General features: G+C 69.4%; 14 protein-coding genes and 1 pseudogene. 6 read left to right on the top strand and 9 right to left on the bottom strand.

Features of this window, described 5'->3' with window-relative positions:
* From AB0K92_RS32625 to AB0K92_RS32640, 4 genes and pseudogenes are all read right to left on the bottom strand, one after another.
* Window positions 1-523, bottom strand: a pseudogene (locus tag AB0K92_RS32625) (hypothetical protein); the annotation flags it as partial.
* Window positions 524-686: 163 nt separating this feature from the next.
* Window positions 687-1,097: a DUF6113 family protein gene (locus AB0K92_RS32630; RefSeq protein ID WP_166002151.1), complete on the bottom strand. Its 411-nt coding sequence runs from the start codon at window positions 1,095-1,097 to the stop codon at window positions 687-689.
* A complete protein-coding gene (gene mshB, locus AB0K92_RS32635; RefSeq protein ID WP_365928892.1) occupies window positions 1,094-1,966 on the bottom strand; it encodes an N-acetyl-1-D-myo-inositol-2-amino-2-deoxy-alpha-D-glucopyranoside deacetylase in 873 nt (290 codons plus the stop codon). Before mshB ends, AB0K92_RS32630 begins: the two co-directional genes overlap by 4 nt.
* Window positions 1,967-1,985: 19 nt before the next feature.
* Window positions 1,986-2,180, bottom strand: a complete 195-nt coding sequence (locus tag AB0K92_RS32640) for a hypothetical protein (protein WP_019755516.1) — start codon at window positions 2,178-2,180, stop codon at window positions 1,986-1,988.
* A 176-nt stretch (window positions 2,181-2,356) separates the two neighbouring features.
* Between AB0K92_RS32640 and AB0K92_RS32645 the strand changes: the two genes are divergently transcribed.
* Complete coding sequence (locus AB0K92_RS32645) at window positions 2,357-4,480, top strand: prolyl oligopeptidase family serine peptidase (RefSeq protein WP_365928893.1); 2,124 nt, start codon at window positions 2,357-2,359, stop codon at window positions 4,478-4,480.
* A 138-nt stretch (window positions 4,481-4,618) separates the two neighbouring features.
* Here AB0K92_RS32645 and AB0K92_RS32650 read toward each other — a convergent pair whose 3' ends face one another.
* The 5 genes from AB0K92_RS32650 to AB0K92_RS32670 are packed head-to-tail and all read right to left on the bottom strand — an operon-like array spanning window position 4,619 to window position 10,179.
* Window positions 4,619-5,656, bottom strand: a complete 1,038-nt coding sequence (locus AB0K92_RS32650) for a dipeptide ABC transporter ATP-binding protein (RefSeq protein ID WP_365928894.1) — start codon at window positions 5,654-5,656, stop codon at window positions 4,619-4,621.
* A complete protein-coding gene (locus AB0K92_RS32655; protein ID WP_365928895.1) occupies window positions 5,649-6,623 on the bottom strand; it encodes an ABC transporter ATP-binding protein in 975 nt (324 codons plus the stop codon). Before AB0K92_RS32655 ends, AB0K92_RS32650 begins: the two co-directional genes overlap by 8 nt.
* Before the next feature lie 3 nt (window positions 6,624-6,626).
* The gene (locus AB0K92_RS32660) at window positions 6,627-7,625 is read right to left on the bottom strand and encodes an ABC transporter permease (RefSeq protein WP_365928896.1); all 999 of its coding nucleotides are present in this window, start codon (window positions 7,623-7,625) and stop codon (window positions 6,627-6,629) included.
* On the bottom strand, window positions 7,618-8,541 hold the full coding sequence (locus tag AB0K92_RS32665) for an ABC transporter permease (RefSeq protein ID WP_365928897.1): 924 nt from the start codon (window positions 8,539-8,541) through the stop codon (window positions 7,618-7,620). The genes AB0K92_RS32660 and AB0K92_RS32665 overlap by 8 nt, the downstream gene beginning before the upstream one ends.
* Before the next feature lie 9 nt (window positions 8,542-8,550).
* On the bottom strand, window positions 8,551-10,179 hold the full coding sequence (locus AB0K92_RS32670; RefSeq protein ID WP_365928898.1) for an ABC transporter substrate-binding protein: 1,629 nt from the start codon (window positions 10,177-10,179) through the stop codon (window positions 8,551-8,553).
* A gap of 473 nt (window positions 10,180-10,652) precedes the next feature.
* Between AB0K92_RS32670 and AB0K92_RS32675 the strand changes: the two genes are divergently transcribed.
* From AB0K92_RS32675 to AB0K92_RS32695, 5 genes are all read left to right on the top strand, one after another.
* Entirely contained in the window at window positions 10,653-11,681 is a 1,029-nt protein-coding gene (locus tag AB0K92_RS32675) for an ABC transporter permease (protein ID WP_365928899.1), read from the top strand.
* An 82-nt stretch (window positions 11,682-11,763) separates the two neighbouring features.
* Window positions 11,764-13,530, top strand: a complete 1,767-nt coding sequence (locus AB0K92_RS32680; RefSeq protein ID WP_365928900.1) for an ABC transporter substrate-binding protein — start codon at window positions 11,764-11,766, stop codon at window positions 13,528-13,530.
* A 119-nt stretch (window positions 13,531-13,649) separates the two neighbouring features.
* On the top strand, window positions 13,650-14,630 hold the full coding sequence (locus tag AB0K92_RS32685) for an ABC transporter permease (RefSeq protein WP_365928901.1): 981 nt from the start codon (window positions 13,650-13,652) through the stop codon (window positions 14,628-14,630).
* A gap of 52 nt (window positions 14,631-14,682) precedes the next feature.
* Window positions 14,683-15,720, top strand: coding sequence for an ABC transporter ATP-binding protein (locus AB0K92_RS32690; protein ID WP_365928902.1), 1,038 nt, complete (start codon window positions 14,683-14,685; stop codon window positions 15,718-15,720).
* Between the two features lie 26 nt (window positions 15,721-15,746).
* The coding region (locus AB0K92_RS32695; protein ID WP_365928903.1) for a dipeptide/oligopeptide/nickel ABC transporter ATP-binding protein at window positions 15,747-16,258 on the top strand (512 nt) is incomplete at its 3' end.

The following is a 16,258-nucleotide window of genomic DNA, read 5'->3' on the forward strand; positions in this document are numbered from 1 at the left end:
GGCTCGTCACCGAACCGTCCTCGAACACCTCACGCACCGCCCGCGCGATCGTCGGCGCGATCGACAGCACCGTCAGCTTGTCCAGATCCCGCGCCGGGGCGTTGCCGGAGCCGCCGCTCTGGGCGCCCTTGGGGGCCGGGGACTTGCGGGGCGCGAACCAGTCGCTCGTCTTCTCCTCGCCCTGCGCCGCGGGTTCGGCGGGGGCGGGCGGCTCGACGGTGCCCGTGGTCGTGGCGGCGCCCGGCGCCGGGGCCTCGGCCTCGGGGCCGTCGGCGGACTCGGCGTCCCCGACGGGCTTGCGCACGACGACCGGCGGGATGGGCCGTGATCCGGGGATGTTGATCCGGATCCGCGTCGTCAGCGTGGTCTCGGTCTTGCGTTCCTCCGGCCGCGCGGCCGAACGCCCTTCTTGCGTACCGCCGTCGGAAGCCGTGGGGGTACCGTACGGCGGCGTGCCCGAGGGGTAAGCGGCTCCGCCGCGCCCGTGGGGCCCGGAGGACGGACTGTCAGTTTCACGACTCAAGGCAGGTTCTCCCGGTTGGCTCCGCCGCCCGCGGTACGACCTCACTCTGTTCGGGCGGCTCGGCGGCGCGCACAACCATACTGTCCGCTTCCGGCGCTTATCCCATGACCGCCGGTGAAACCCGCACGGGACTCGCACGTGCGCGGAACGGCGAAGTGGTACGTCACTTGCCAAGTCGGACGGCGGGGCTCCCGGGTTGCCGCGCGACGCCGAGGGTGGCGCAGATCACAGCCACGGCCATGCCGCCGAGCAGGAAGAGGTACGAGCCGACGCCCGCGGCGAAGACGAAGTCGCCCTCGGGGCGGCTGGTGGTGAGCAGCACGACGGTGATCATCCAGCCCGCGGCGGGCGCGACGGCCCCGCCCCGGCCGCCGGTGGCCCGGGCGCCGCCCAGGAACGCCCCGGCCGCGCCGGCGAGGGCGAGCAGCAGCCCGCCCGGGAACCAGCCGCCCTGCACCAGCGCGCCGGCGCCGCCGACGACCGCGCCGAGCAGGAAGAGCCCCAGCCAGGCGGCGATCCGCCCGGCGGAGGGGCGGGTCAGGGGCTGGGTCAGCGCGGAGCCCCGGTCCGTCATGACGCCTCCTCGGCGGCGATCCCGGCGAACAGGTCGGTCTCCCGGCCCGCGCCCGCGGCCCGTTCCCCCCGCACCAACTCGTAGTACTCGGTACGCAGGACGGGCTGCGCCAGGTCGTTGGAGAGGACGAAGAAGTCGCCCTCCACCGTGATCTGGGTGGCGTGCGCGGCCATCGCGGCGGCCTTGGCGGCGGCGCAGGTGTCGCCGCCGTCGATCTCGGTGGTGATCCGCTCGTCGTCGACGACGCCGGGGACGTCGTCGAGGGCGGCGGCCTTCGTGAAGGACAGGTCCGGCAGTTCCCGGTGCAGGCGGGCGAAGGCGGCCTCGCCCGCGGTGCGCGGGACGCGGTTCCAGTAGACCTTGGCGGGGGCGCAGCCGGCCTCCTCGGCCAGCTCGACGGCGCGCATGGCGACGCGGTGGGCCTGGATGTGGTCGGGGTGGCCGTAGCCGCCGTGCGGGTCGTAGGTGACGAGGACCTGGGGGCGTACCTCCCGGATGACCTCCAGGAGGTGTCCGGCGGCCTCGTCGACGTCCGCCCGCCAGAAGCAGGCCGGGTCGTCGTTGTCGGGCAGGCCCATCATCCCGGAGTCGGCGTAGCGGCCGTCGCCGCCGAGCCGGCGGAAGTCGGTGACGCCCAGCTCGGCCATGGCGGCGGTCAGCTCGCCGAGGCGGTGCGCGCCGAGGGCGGCGCCGGTCAGGTGCGCGAGCGCGGGCGGGATGACCTCGCCGCGCTCGCCGAGGGTGCAGGTGACCAGGGTCACGTGGGCACCCTCGGCCGCGTACCGGGCCATGGTGGCGCCGTTGTTGATCGACTCGTCGTCCGGGTGCGCGTGCACCAGGAGCAGACGACGGGAGGGCAGGTCACTCATGGGGCCCACCCTAAGGGGATCAGAACTTGATGCTGCCGATCATCCCGGCGATGTTGGTCGTCAGCTCGCTGATCGTCGGGGCGACCGTCGAGGAGGCGAGGTAGAAGCCGAGGAGCATGCAGACCACCGCGTGGCCGGCCTTCAGTCCTGACTTCTTGATGAGCAGGAAGACGATGATCGCCAGCAGCACCACCGCCGAAATCGAGAGTGCCACGGCGGCTCACCTCCAAGGACCGGGAACGTTGGGGGCACAGAGCGGGGGAACGCGTAAATCGATACAGCGGCCAGCAGGTTCATACCCACACAGCGCTAGTGATCATAACTATCCGTACGCGCGCATCTCTCGGCGCACGGCCGCACAAGGGGGCGCATGGCCAATATGGTCGGGGCATGACGACCGAGCCTGATTCCTTCCCCCGGCGGCACGCGCGGACCCAGCGGTTCACGCTCGGCGCGCCGCGTTCGTTCACCGTGGCGCCGGACGCGTCGCGGGTGGTCTTCCTGCGCTCCCGTTCCGGTACGGACCGGGCGAACGCGCTGTGGGTGCTCGACCTGGCGGAGGGCGCCGAGCGGGTGGCCGCCGACCCGGCCGTGCTGCTGGGCGGCGCGGCGGAGGATCTGCCTCCGGAGGAGCGGGCGCGGCGGGAGCGCAGCCGTGAGGGGGGCGCCGGGGTGGTCGGCTACGCCACCGACACGGCGGTGGAGTTGGCGTCTTTCGCCTTGTCAGGGCGGCTTTTCACGGCGGAACTGCGGGCCGGTACGGCGCGTGAACTGCCGGTCGCCGGGCCGGTGGTCGACCCGCGCCCCTCCCCCGACGGACGGCTGGTGGCGTACGTGGCGCGGGGCGCGCTGCGGGTGGTCGGCGCGGAGGGCGAGGGGGACCGGGCACTCGCCGAACCGGAAGCGGAGGGCGTGTCCTACGGGCTGGCCGAGTTCATCGCGGCCGAGGAGATGGGGCGGTCGCGCGGCTTCTGGTGGTCGCCGGAGTCGGACCGGCTGCTGGTGGCGCGGGTGGACGACACGCCGGTGGCGCGGTGGTGGATCTCCGATCCCGCGGAGCCGAAACGTGACCCACAACACGTCCCGTATCCGGCGGCCGGGACGGCCAACGCGGAGGTCCGGCTGTTCGTCGCCGGCCTCGACGGCACCCGCACGGAGGTCCTTTGGGACCGGGCGCGCTATCCCTATCTGGCGCGAGTGCACTGGTCAGCGGCGGGTGCGCCGCTGCTGCTGGTCCAGGCGCGCGATCAGCGCGGCCAGTTGTACCTGGCGGTGGATCCGGACACCGGTGCGACCCGGATGGTGCACGCCGACGAAGATCCGATTTGGCTTGATCTTTTCCCTGGGGTGCCCTGCTGGTCGCCCTCGGGGCAGCTGGTGCGGATCGCCGACGAGGGCGGTGCGCGGGTGCTGGCGGTGGGGGAACGGCCGCTGACGGGAGCGCAGTTGCACATCCGCGCGGTGCTGGACGTATCGCCCGACGACGTGCTCGTCTCGGCGTCCGCCGGCGCGGAAGCGGAACGGCCGGAGACCGGTGAGGTGCATGTCTACCGGGTCAACGAACTGGGTGTCGAGCGGCTGTCGCAGGAACCGGGGGTGCACTCGGCGGTGCGGTCCGGGGACGTGACGGTCCTGGTGTCGGCGACGCTGGAGCGGCCGGGGGCGCGGGTGCGGGTGCTGCGGGAAGGGAAGCAGGTCGCGGTCGTCCCGTCGTACGCCGAAGACCCCGGTATGTCGCCCCGGATCACGCTCACCCAGGGGGGCGCACGGAAAATCCCGTGCGCCGTGCTTATGCCACGGGACTACCCCGGTGACACTCCCCTGCCGGTCCTCCTGGACCCCTACGGCGGCCCCCACGGTCCGCGCGTGGTCGCCGCCCACAACGCCCATCTGACCTCGCAGTGGTTCGCCGACCAGGGCTTCGCGGTGGTCGTCGCCGACGGGCGCGGCACCCCCGGCCGCTCCCCCGGCTGGGAGAAGGCGGTCCACCAAGACCTCACCGTCTCCCTCGACGACCAGATCGAGGCACTCCAGGATTTGGCGCGGAATCATCCGCTGGATTTGAGCCGGGTGGCCATTCGTGGCTGGTCCTACGGCGGCTGGCTGGCGGCGCTCGCGGTCCTGCGCCGCCCGGACGTCTTCCACGCGGGCATCGCGGGCGCCCCGGTCACCGACTGGCGCCTGTACGACACCCACTACACCGAGCGCTATCTGGGCGACCCGGCGGCCTCCCCCGAGGCGTACGCGCGCAGCTCGCTGGTGACGGACGACGGCCTGTCCGCCCCCGCCGAGCCGCACCGGCCGCTGATGATCGTGCACGGCACGGCCGACGACAACGTGGTGTTCGCGCACGCGCTGCGCCTGTCCTCCGCGCTGCTCGCGGCCGGCCGGCCGCACGAGGTCCTGCCGCTGTCCGGCGTCACCCACATGACCCCGCAGGAGCAGGTCGCCGAGAACCTGCTGCTGCTCCAGGTGGACTTCCTCAAGCGGGCGTTGGGACTCGCGCGGGGCTAGGGGGGAGACCCCCTGGGCACGGCAACGGGCCGGGACGGCATGGCGCGTCCCGGCCCGTACACGGCACCCGCACGGCCGTACGCCCACCAGTCTGACGCGTCCGTATATCGGGACAGGGTCGGGCGGGTTGCCGGTGTGTTACCCGGCCTGCTCCGAAGGGACGACGTGTTTCTCCTCGGCGAAGTGGCAGGCGCTGGGGTGGGCCGCGGGACCGGTCGTGCGCTGGAAGGACGCTGGGACGGCGAGCGCCGGGACCTCCTCGGCGCAGCGTTCGCGGGCCTTCCAGCAGCGGGTGCGGAAGCGGCAGCCGGAGGGGATGTTCGTGGGGGACGGGACGTCGCCGTACAGGATGATGCGCTCGCGGTGCTCGCGGGCCTCGGGGTCGGGCACGGGGACGGCGGAGAGCAGGGCCTGGGTGTAGGGGTGCGTGGGGTGGTCGTAGATCTCGGTGTCGCGGCCGGTCTCGACGATCCGCCCGAGGTACATCACCCCGACCCGGTCCGAGATGTGCCGCACGATCGACAGGTCGTGGGCGATGAAGACGTACGAGAGGTCGAACTCGTCCTGGAGGCGTTCCATCAGGTTGACGACCTGCGCCTGGACCGAGACGTCCAGCGCCGAGACCGGTTCGTCCGCGACGATGATCTCCGGGCGCAGCGCCAGGCCGCGGGCGATGCCGATGCGCTGGCGCTGGCCGCCGGAGAACTGGTGCGGGTAGCGGTTGATGTACTCCGGGTTCAGGCCGACGACGTCGAGCAACTCCTGCACCCTGCGCCGCCGGTCGCCCTTGGGGGCCGCTTCGGGGTGGATGTCGAAGGGTTCGCCGATGATGTCGCCGACCGTCATCCGGGGGTTGAGGGAGGTGTACGGGTCCTGGAACACCATCTGGATGTTGCGGCGTACGGCTCTGAGGGCGCGGCCGGACAGGCGGGTGACGTCCTCGCCCTGGTACGTGATCGAGCCGGACGTCGGCCGCTCCAGGCCGACCAGCAGCCTCGCGACCGTGGACTTGCCGCAGCCCGACTCCCCGACGATGCCCAGGGTTTCGCCGCGGTGCAGGGCGAAGTCCACGCCGTCGACGGCCTTGACGGCACCGACCTGCTTCCTGAACAGGACGCCCTGCGTCAGCGGGTAGTGCTTGACCAGCCCGCGGACCTGGAGGATCGGCTCAGCCATGCAGGCACTCCCGCCAGAAGTGGCAGGCGCTGCCGCGGTCGTCGTCCACCTCGTACAGGGGCGGTACGCCGGTGCGGCAGACGTCCCGGGCCATCGGGCAGCGCGGGTGGAAGGGGCAGCCGGACGGGACGTCCAGCAGGCTGGGCGGCAGGCCCTTGATGGCGTACAGCTCCCGGCCCTTCCGGTCCAGGCGGGGGATGGAGTCGAGCAGACCGCGGGTGTAGGGGTGCGCGGGGGCCTTGTAGAGGTCGTGGACCGGGGCGGACTCGACGATCCGGCCCGCGTACATGACGGCGATGCGGTCGGCGACGTCCGCGACGACGCCGAGGTCGTGGGTGATGAGGATCAGGCCCATGTCGTACTCGCGCCGCAGTTCCGCCAGCAGCTCCATGACCTGCGCCTGGACCGTCACGTCCAGCGCGGTCGTGGGCTCGTCGGCGATGATCAGCGCGGGCTCCAGGGCCATCGCCATGGCGATCATGATGCGCTGGCGCATCCCGCCGGAGAACTGGTGCGGGTACTGCTTGACCCGTTCCCTCGCGGCCGGGATGCGCACCCGGTCCATCAGCTCGACGGCCTTCGCGCGGGCGTCCTTCCGCGACATCCCGCGGTGCACGACGAACATCTCGCCGAGCTGGTCGCCGACGGTCAGCACCGGGTTCAGCGCGGACAGCGCGTCCTGGAAGATCATCGCCATCTCGGCGCCGCGCACCCGGCGCCGCTCGTCCTCCCTCAGCTTCAGCAGGTCGCGGCCCCGGAAGAGGATCTCCCCCGCCGTGATCCGCCCCGGCGGCATGTCGAGGATGCCCATGACGGCCTGCGCGGTGACCGACTTCCCGGACCCGGACTCGCCGAGCACGGCCAGCGTCTCCCCCGCCTCGACGCCGTAGGTGACCCCGTTGACGGCTCGCGCGACCCCGTCCCGGGTGTGGAACTCCACCTGCAGATCACGCACTTCCAGCAGCACGTCTCACCTCAGTTTCGGATCGAGGGCGTCGCGGACGGCGTCGCCGAGCATGATGAAGGCCAGGACGGTGATCGCCAGGGCGCCGGAGGGCCACAGGAGGGCGTGCGGGGCGTTGCGGATGTAGGGGGAGGCCGCGGAGATGTCGATGCCCCAGGAGACGCTGGGGGGTTTGAGGCCGACGCCGAGGTAGGACAGGGTGGCCTCCAGGGCGATGTAGGTGCCGAGGGCGATGGTCGCGACGACGATGACGGGGGCCACCGCGTTGGGCGCGATGTGGCGCAGCAGCAGCCGGGAGTGGGAGGCGCCGAGGGCGCGGGCGGCCTGGACGTAGTCGTTCTGTTTGACGGTGATGACGGAGCCGCGGGCGATCCGGGAGATCTGCGGCCAGCCCAGCAGGACCATGAAGCCGATGACCGGCCAGACGGCGTTGGCGGTGACGACGGACAGCAGGACCAGGCCGCCCAGGACGACGGGGATGGCGAAGAAGATGTCGGTGAGGCGGGACAGCAGCGAGTCCCAGACCCCGCCGAAGAAGCCGGCGAGTCCGCCGAGCACGCTGCCGAGGACCGCGACGCCGAGGGTGGCGCAGACGCCGACCGCGACGGACGTCCGGGCGCCGTAGACCGTACGGGTGTAGACGTCGCAGCCCTGGCCGTTGAAGCCGAAGGGGTGGCCGGGCTGGGAGCCCTGCTGGGCCTTGGCGAGGTCGCAGTGCAGGGGGTTTCCGGAGGCGATCAGGGACGGCCACAGGGAGATCACGGCCAGGAAGCAGATCACCAGGCCGGAGACGAGGAAGACCGGGTTGCGGCGCAGGTCGTGCCAGGCGTCGGACCACAGGGAGCGGGGTCTGCCCGTACGGCCGCCGTTCGCGCCGCCGGGGCCCTTGGCGCCTTCGAGGGGCTTCTCCAGCGTCACCGCCTCGCTCGCCGCCAGGTCCATCTGGCCGCCCATGCCGGTGCCGGCGATGGTGCGCTCGGGCTCGAAGGGCTGCTGCTCAGGCATAGCGGATCCTCGGGTCGAGTACGGCGTACAGGAGGTCGACGAGGAGGTTGGCGAGCAGGAAGACCAGGACCAGGACGGTCACGAAGCCGACCACGGTCTGGGTGTTCTGGCGGAGGATGCCCTGGTAGAGCTGGTAGCCGACGCCGTGGATGTTGAAGATCCGCTCGGTGACGATCGCGCCGCCCATCAGCGCGCCGACGTCGGTGCCGATGAAGGTGACGACCGGGACGAGGGAGTTGCGCAGCAGGTGCCGGGTGACGACCCGGTGGCGGGGCAGTCCCTTGGCGATGGCCGTGCGGACGTAGTCGGAGCGCTTGTTCTCGGCGATGGAGGTGCGGGTGAGCCGGGTGACGTAGGCGAGCGAGACGGAGGCGAGGACGAGGCCGGGGACGATCAGCTCGCCGAAGCGGGCCTCGGGGGACACCGAGGGTTTGATCCAGCCCCACTCCACACCGAGCAGCAGCTGGAGCAGCAGGCCGGTGACGAAGGTGGGGACGGAGATGACGACGAGGGTGACCAGGAGGACCGAGGTGTCGACCGGGCGGCCGCGGCGCAGCCCGGTGAGGACGCCGAGGGTGATGCCGATGACGATCTCGAAGAGGACCGCGACGATCGTCAGCCGGATGGTGACGGGGAAGGCGGAGCCCATCAGCTCGGTGACCGGCTGGCCGTTGAAGGCGGTGCCGAAGTCGCCGGTGAAGACGTTGCCCATGTAGGTCAGGTATTGCTGCCACACCGGCTTGTCGAGGCCGAACTCCCGTCTGAGCTGGGCGGCGGTCGCCGGGTCGCACTGCCGGTCGCCGCACAGGCCCGCGATGGGGTCGCCCATCACGTTCACCATCAGGAAGATCAGCAGCGTGGCCCCGGCGAAGACCGGGATCATCTGGAGCAGCCGCCGGGCGACGTACCGTCCCATGGCGCCGCCTCAGCCGACCGTGATCTGGTCGTAGACCGGGACGCTGAAGGGGTTGAGCTTCACGTTGGACAGCCGCTCGGAGTAGCCCGCGCTGCCGTTCTGGTACCAGAGCGGGATGGCGGCCATCTCGTCGCGGACGACCTCCTCGGCCCGCTGGAACTTCTCCACCGCCTTCGCGGTGTCGGTCTCGGCGTTGGCCTCGTCGACCCGGCGGTCGAACTCCGCGCTGGACCACTTGCCGTCGTTGGAGGAGGCGTTGGTGTAGTAGAGCGGCTGGAGGAAGTTCTGGATGAGCGGGTAGTCCATCTGCCAGCCCGCGCGGAACGGCCCGGACATCTTGCGGTCGGTGATCTGCTTGCGGAAGTCGGCGAAGGTGCCGACGGGGTTGCCGACGCAGGCGCGGTCGTTGCCGAGGGCGTTGTTGATGGAGTTGCAGACGGCGTCGACCCACTCCTTGTGGGAGCCGGTGTCCGCGTTGTACGTGATCTTGACTTGGCCGCCGGGGAGCCCGCCGCCCTCCTGGATCAGCCTCCTGGCCTCCTCGGGCTTGTACGCGCAGGCATCCCCGCACAGCCCTGCCCGGTAGCCGCCGTCCGCGCCGAGGACCGGTGAGGTCCAGTCGGTGGCGGGGGTGCGGGTCTTCTGGAAGATCGTCTCGGTGATCTGCTCGCGGTCGATGGCCATGGACAGGCCGCGGCGCACCTTGTCCATGCCGTCCTTGCCCCAGGCGCGGTCGTAGTACGGGAAGGCGAGGGTCTGGAGGATGCCGGCGGGGGTGTTGAGGTAGCGGTCGCCGAGGTCGCCGCGCACATTGCGCAGCTGGGCGGCGGGGACGTCGTCGACCAGGTCGAGGTTGCCCGCCATGAGGTCGGTGTAGGCGGTGTTGTTGTCGGTGTAGACCTTCAGGTCGACGCCGCCGTTGCGTGCCTTGTCCGGGCCGGGGTAGTCCTCCCGGGCGCGCAGCGACATCTGGGAGCCCCGGGTGTACGACCGCACGGTGTACGGCCCGTTGCCGACCGGCTTGGCCAGCCAGGCGTCGTGGTCGTCGAAGAAGGCGCGGGGCAGCGGGACGTAGGCGTTGTAGCCGAGGGTGTCGGGGAAGGTCGAGAACTTCTGGGTGAGCCTGACGGTGAAGGTGCGCTCGCCGGTGACCTTCAGCCCGGAGAGGGTGTCGGCGCTCTGCCTGCCCTGTTCCGGGTGGACCTTGTCGTAGCCCTCGATATAGGCGAAGAAGTACGCGTTGCGCTGGTTGTTCTTCAGGCTCGCGCCGTAGTTCCAGGCGTCGACGAAGGATTTCGCCGTCACTTTCTCGCCATTGCTGAACGTCCAGCCGTCCTTGACGGTGATGGTGAAGGTCCGCGAGTCCGTGGTTTCGATCTTCTCGGCGAGCATGTCGCGGGCCTCGCCGGTCTCCGGGTCGTACCGCTTGAGGCCGCGGAAGATCATGTCGAGGACCTTGCCGCCCTGCACCTCGTTGGTGTTGGCCGGCTCCAGCGGGTTCTGCGGGTCTCCCCAGGAGGAGCTGAGCACCGCGCCGCCGTCCGCGCCGCTGCCGTCACCGCCGCCTCCGCAGGCGGTGGTCGCGAGGGCTGCCGCCGCCGCGCATGCGACCCACTTGGCGTGCGTGGCTCCGCGCATGGTGTGCCTCCTCAGACCCGGCCGATCCGGCACCGGCGACCGCCGATGCGTTACCGGCAAATATCGGCCCATACAGTGCACACCGCACACGCTCCCGTCCTTTGGGGTGATCTTGACCCCGGCCGTTCGCGGCCAGGAAGTGGATCTTCGAATTCCGTGCAACAGATCGACACGATCCGATGCCGAACCGTTGAAAAACGAACCCGGCATGTACGTATTTCGACACCCCGGCATCCGTATATCGAACACATCGCCCGATAAGCCCGGTTGACCCGATGTAAGACACAGCTTGATCACGGAAGCGCTACCCGCGTAGCTACGGAGTGGTCAAGGAGAGGCAAAGAAAGTAAAGAGAAACCCAACTCGGACCAGAATTTGTTGACCTTGAATGAATTGCGTTGAAAAAGTCCCGCGTAGCCCGTAGGGGAGCGCCCTGCGGAGTCACTCAGACCCTCCCTTGGGCCAGGAGCACCATGACCCCCCCAACTCCATCCGCGGCTGCCCCGCTTGAGGTGACCGACGAGAGCGCCGAGAAGCCGAGCACTTCTCCCGCCCCGAAACCCAGCGAGAGCCGCTCTCCCGGCCAGCTGGCGTGGCGCCGCTTCAAGCGGGACCGTACGGGCGTCATATCCGCCTGCATCGTGATCTTCTTCTTCGTGATCGCGCTGTGCGCACCGCTGATCTCCAAGCTGTACGGCAAGGATCCGTACACCACGTACGGCCTGAACGAGCCGGGTCTGCTCGGCGACAACAGCTACCCGGTGCTCCCGAACGGCGGCATCAGCAGCGAGTACTGGTTCGGCATCGAGCCGGGCCTGGGCCGCGACGTCTTCACCTTCCTGCTCTACGCCATCCGCAACTCGCTGCTGATCTCCACCGCCATCACGCTGCTCGTCGTGGTCATCGGTGTCGCGCTCGGCGTCACGGCGGGTTACCTGGGCGGCAAGACGGACTGGTTCATCGGCCGGGTCATCGACACCCTGCTGTCCTTCCCCTCCCAGCTGTTCTTCGTGGCCTTCACCCCCGTGGTGCTCGCCCTGTTCGTGTCGCCCGAGGAGAACACCCCGACCTGGCTGACGGTGACCTGCCTCATCGGTCTGCTCACCGCCTTCGGCTGGGCCTCCATCGCCCGACTGCTGCGCGGCCAGGTACTGGCCCTGCGCGAGCGGGAGTTCGTCGAGGCGGCCAAGGTCACGGGCGCTTCTCCGGCGCGCATCATCTTCAAGGAACTGCTCCCCAACCTGTGGACGCCGATCCTGATCCAAGCGACCCTCAACCTGCCGTTGATGGTCACCACGGAAGCCGGCCTCGCCTTCCTCGGCGTCGGCATCCAGGACCCGACCCCGGACTGGGGCGTCATGATCGGACGGGCCGCCCAGGTCTACCAGGAAGACATCACCTACCTGCTCTTCCCGGGCCTCGCGATGGTGATCTTCGTCCTGGCGTTCAACCTTCTCGGCGACTCGGTCCGCGACGCGCTCGACCCGAAGACCAAGCGCTGACCCCGGCCCTCTTCAGGACCGCGGCAAAGACGCCGGGGTGCCGGGCTTCTCACTCACTCTCATTTTCCGAAGGCAGGTTGCGATGTCCTTCTCGCGCAGAAACTTCCTGATCGCCACCGGTGTGGCGGCAGCGGCGGGCTCGATGCTGACCGCGTGCAGCAGCGGTGACACCACCAACAACACCGGCAAGGGCGGCAAGGCCGACGCCGCCAAGGCCAAGGCGACCGAGGTCAAGATCGGTACCGCCGCCGACTCCCAGGGCCCCGCCCCCGAGGTCTCCGGTGCCAAGAAGGGCGGCACCGTCTACCTGCTGAACGACGACGACTTCTCGCACCTCGACCCGCAGCGCATCTACTACGCGTGGAACTCGCTCGCGGCGATCGTCATCTCCCGCACGCTGACCGGCTACAAGGTGGCCGACGACGGCTCGATGACCCTGGTCGGCGACCTCGCCACCGACACGGGCACCATGAAGGACGGCGGCAAGACCTGGACCTTCACCCTGAAGGACGGCATCAAGTGGGAGGACGGCTCCGACATCACCGTCGATGACGTCCGCCACGGCATCGAGCGCTGCTTCGCCAACTTCGTCACCGAGGGCGCCTTCTACGTCCAGACCTGGCTGACCGGCTCCTCCGACTACCGCAAGTCGTACCCGGGCCCGTACGGCGGCAAGCACCTGAAGTCGATCGAGACCAGCGGGAAGAGCATCACCTTCCACCTCTCCGAGGCGCGTCCCGACTTCAACTACGTGCTGGCCATGCACTCCTACGCGCCGACCCCGGTGAAGAAGGACACCAAGGAGAAGTACGACAAGAAGCCGATCTCCAGCGGTCCTTACCGCATCGAGTCGCACACCACCGACAAGTCGATGGTCCTGGTCCGCAACGAGCACTGGGACCCGAAGACCGACCCGATCCGCAACGCCTACCCGGACCGCTTCGAATTCAGCTTCGGCATCGAGCAGCTCACCGCGATCGACCGCCTGCTGGCCGACACCGGCAAGGACCAGTACGCCGTCTCCTGGCGGACCATCCCGCAGGAGCGGGTGCAGAAGGCCCAGACCGAGGCCAAGGACCGCGTCTTCGAGGCACTCAGCAACGGCGTCAGCTGCTACTGGATCAACACCAGCCGGGTCAAGGACAAGGCCGTCCGCGAGGCCCTCATCAAGGCCTGGCCGACCGCCGCGATCCGCCAGCTCCAGGGCGGCGAGGTGCGCGGTGACTACGCCACCGGCATCATGAGCCCGCTGGTCGCCGGTTACCAGTCGCAGGACGTCTGGGGCAAGCTCGCCAACCCCGCGGGTGACCCGAAGGCCGCGAAGAAGATCCTGGAGAAGGCCGGCAAGTCCGGCTACAAGGTCGTCTACGCCTACCAGCAGGACGAGACCCAGTCGAAGATCAAGGTCGTCATCGAGAACGCCCTGAAGCAGGCCGGCTTCGACGTCGTCACCAAGGGCATCGACTCCACCACCTGGTACGACCAGATCGGCAAGCTGGACAACCCGTTCGACGTCTACTGGGGTGGCTGGTCCTCCGACTGGCCGACGGGTTACTCGGTGTTCCAGCCGCTGTTCGACAGCAAGAACGTCGTCGACCAGGGCCAGAACTACTCGCACCTGAAGGACCCGAAGATCGACGAGGCCATCAAGGCGGCCACGGCCGAGCCGGACCAGGACAAGGCCAACCAGATGTGGGCGGCGCTGGACAAGCAGGTCACCGAGACCGGCGCGTTCATCCCCGACGTCTACATGCGCCGGATCTACCTGCACGGCTCCAAGCTCGGCAACGTGAAGATGGACCCGAACTTCGACGGCTGCATGCTCTACAAGCTGTACGTCAAGGCCTGATCCGTCCCTGAGAGGTGGGGCGGCTCCGGCCGCCCCACCCTCGGCTCGTCCACCGCGGCCCCCGGTCACCCCGGCCCGGCCCGATCCGCACGACGGCCCCTCCAGGAAAGCCAACCCCCATGCTTCGCTTCCTCGTCCGCCGGCTCCTCGGCGCCGTGGTCACGCTGCTGATCATCAGCGCGGTCACGTTCATGCTCTTCTACGCGGTGCCACGCGACCCCGCGCGGCTGGCCTGCGGCAAGCTCTGCACGCCGGAGACGCTGGAGCTGATCCGCCACAACATGGGGATCGACGACTCGCTCCCGGTGCAGTACTGGCACTGGCTGTCGGGCATCTTCGTCGGCCGGGACTTCGCCTCCTTCGGGTCGTGCGACGCCCCGTGCCTGGGCTACTCCTTCGTCAACCGCGAGCCCGTCCTGGAGACCATCCTCGACCGGTTCCCCGCGACGTTCTCGCTGGCCATCGGCGCTTCCGTGGTGTTCCTGATCTTCGGTGTCGGCACCGGCATGCTGGCCGCGCTGAAGCAGGGCAAGGCCGTCGACAAGCTCGCCAGCAGCGCCTCGCTGGTCGCCTCGTCGATGCAGATCTACTTCGTGGGCACGCTGGCGCTGTACATCTTCGTCTACCAGTGGCAGGTGCTGGAGCAGCCGTCGTACAACCCCTTCCTGGACAACCCGGGCGCGTGGTTCAGCGGACTTCTGCTGCCCTGGCTGGTCCTGGCGCTGATCTTCACCGCGAACTACACCCGCATGACCCGCTCCCAGATGGTGGAGCAGCTCAGCGAGGACTACGTCCGCACGGCCCGGGCCAAGGGCCTCGAACGCCGGAACGTGTTCTTCCGGTTCGCCTGGCGCGGCGCCATGGGCCCGATCGTCACCATCTTCGGCATCGACATGGGCGTGCTGCTCGGCGGCGCGATGATCACGGAGAAGACCTTCAGCATCCAGGGCGTCGGCATGCTCTCGGTGAAGTCCGTGGCCACCAGCGACCTGCCCATGCTGCTCGGCGTCATGGTCCTCACCGCCTCGTTCGTCGTGGTCGCCAACATCGTGGTCGACGCTGTCTACGCCATGATCGACCCGCGGATCCGGCTCTCCTGACCCGCCCCGCCCCCACCAGCTACCCCGCATCACCCCCCTCTGGAGCGTCCCCGTGACGAGCACCGAACAGCAGCCCTTCCTGTCCATCAAGGACCTGAAGGTGCACTTCTCGACCGAGGACGGCATCGTCAAGGCCGTCGACGGCCTGTCCTTCGACCTCGAACGCGGCAAGACGCTGGGCATCGTGGGTGAGTCGGGGTCCGGCAAGTCGGTCACCAACCTGACGATCCTGGGCCTGCACAACCCGGAGAGCACCATGGTCGAGGGCTCCATCCGCCTCGACGGCGAGGAACTGAACGGTGCCTCCGAGAAGACCCTGGCCAGGCTGCGCGGCAACAAGATGGCGATGATCTTCCAGGACGCCCTGACGTCACTGTCGCCCTACCACACCATCGGCCGGCAGATCGCAGAGACGTACCGCAAGCACACCGGCTGCACCAAGCAGCAGGCCCGTGCCCGGGCGATCGAGATGCTCGCCCGGGTGGGCATCCCGCAGCCCGACGTGCGCGTGGACGACTACCCGCACCAGTTCTCCGGCGGTATGCGTCAGCGCGCGATGATCGCCATGGCGCTGGTCTGCGACCCGGAGCTGCTGATCGCGGACGAGCCGACGACGGCCCTGGACGTCACCGTGCAGGCGCAGATCATGGACCTGCTGAAGGACCTCCAGCGGGAATTCGGCACCTCGATCATCTTCATCACCCACGACCTGGGCGTGATCGCGGACATCGCCGACGAGGTGCTGGTGATGTACGGCGGCCGGTGTGTGGAGCGCGGTTCGAAGAAGGAGGTGCTGCGCACCCCGCAGCACCCCTACACCTGGGGCCTGCTGGGCTCCATGCCGAGCCTCGACGGTCCGGTGGACGTGCCGCTCAACCCGATCCCGGGCTCGCCGCCCTCCCTGCTGAACCCGCCGTCGGGTTGCCGGTTCCACCCCCGGTGCGCCTTCGCCGAGAAGGTCCAGGACGGTCGCTGCTCGTCGGAACGTCCGCTGCTGGAGATCACCGACGGGCGCGGTTCCGCCTGCCACCTGACCTTCGAGCAGCGCCGTGAGTTCCTCGCCGGTCTCGCCGGCAGCGCGGCCAAGTGACGTACAAGAGACGGGATTTCCCTACCATGAGCAGCACGACTCCCCTCCTGGACGTCTCCGGGTTGACCAAGCACTTCCCGATCAGGGGCGGCTTCCCCATCCGCCGGACGGTCGGCGCCGTCCAGGCCGTCGACGGTCTCGACTTCCAGGTCCACGAGGGTGAGAGCCTGGGGCTGGTCGGTGAGTCGGGCTGCGGCAAGTCGACGACGGGCCGGCTGATCACCCGGCTGCTGGAGCCGACCGCGGGCACGATCAGGTACCAGGGCAAGGACATCACCCACGCCAACCGCAAGCAGCTGGCGCCGGTCCGCTCCGAGATCCAGATGATCTTCCAGGACCCCTATGCCTCGCTGAACCCGCGGCACACCGTCGGCAAGATCATCTCTGGTCCCATGGAGATCAACGGGATCAACCCGGCGGGCGGCCGCGAGAAGCGCGTCCGGGAACTCCTGGAGATCGTCGGCCTCAACCCCGAGCACTACAACCGCTTCCCGCACGAGTTCTCCGGCGGCCAGCGCCAGCGCATCGGCGTGGCCCG

Source organism: Streptomyces sp. NPDC052687 (assembly GCF_040678395.1).
Classification (GTDB): domain Bacteria; phylum Actinomycetota; class Actinomycetes; order Streptomycetales; family Streptomycetaceae; genus Streptomyces.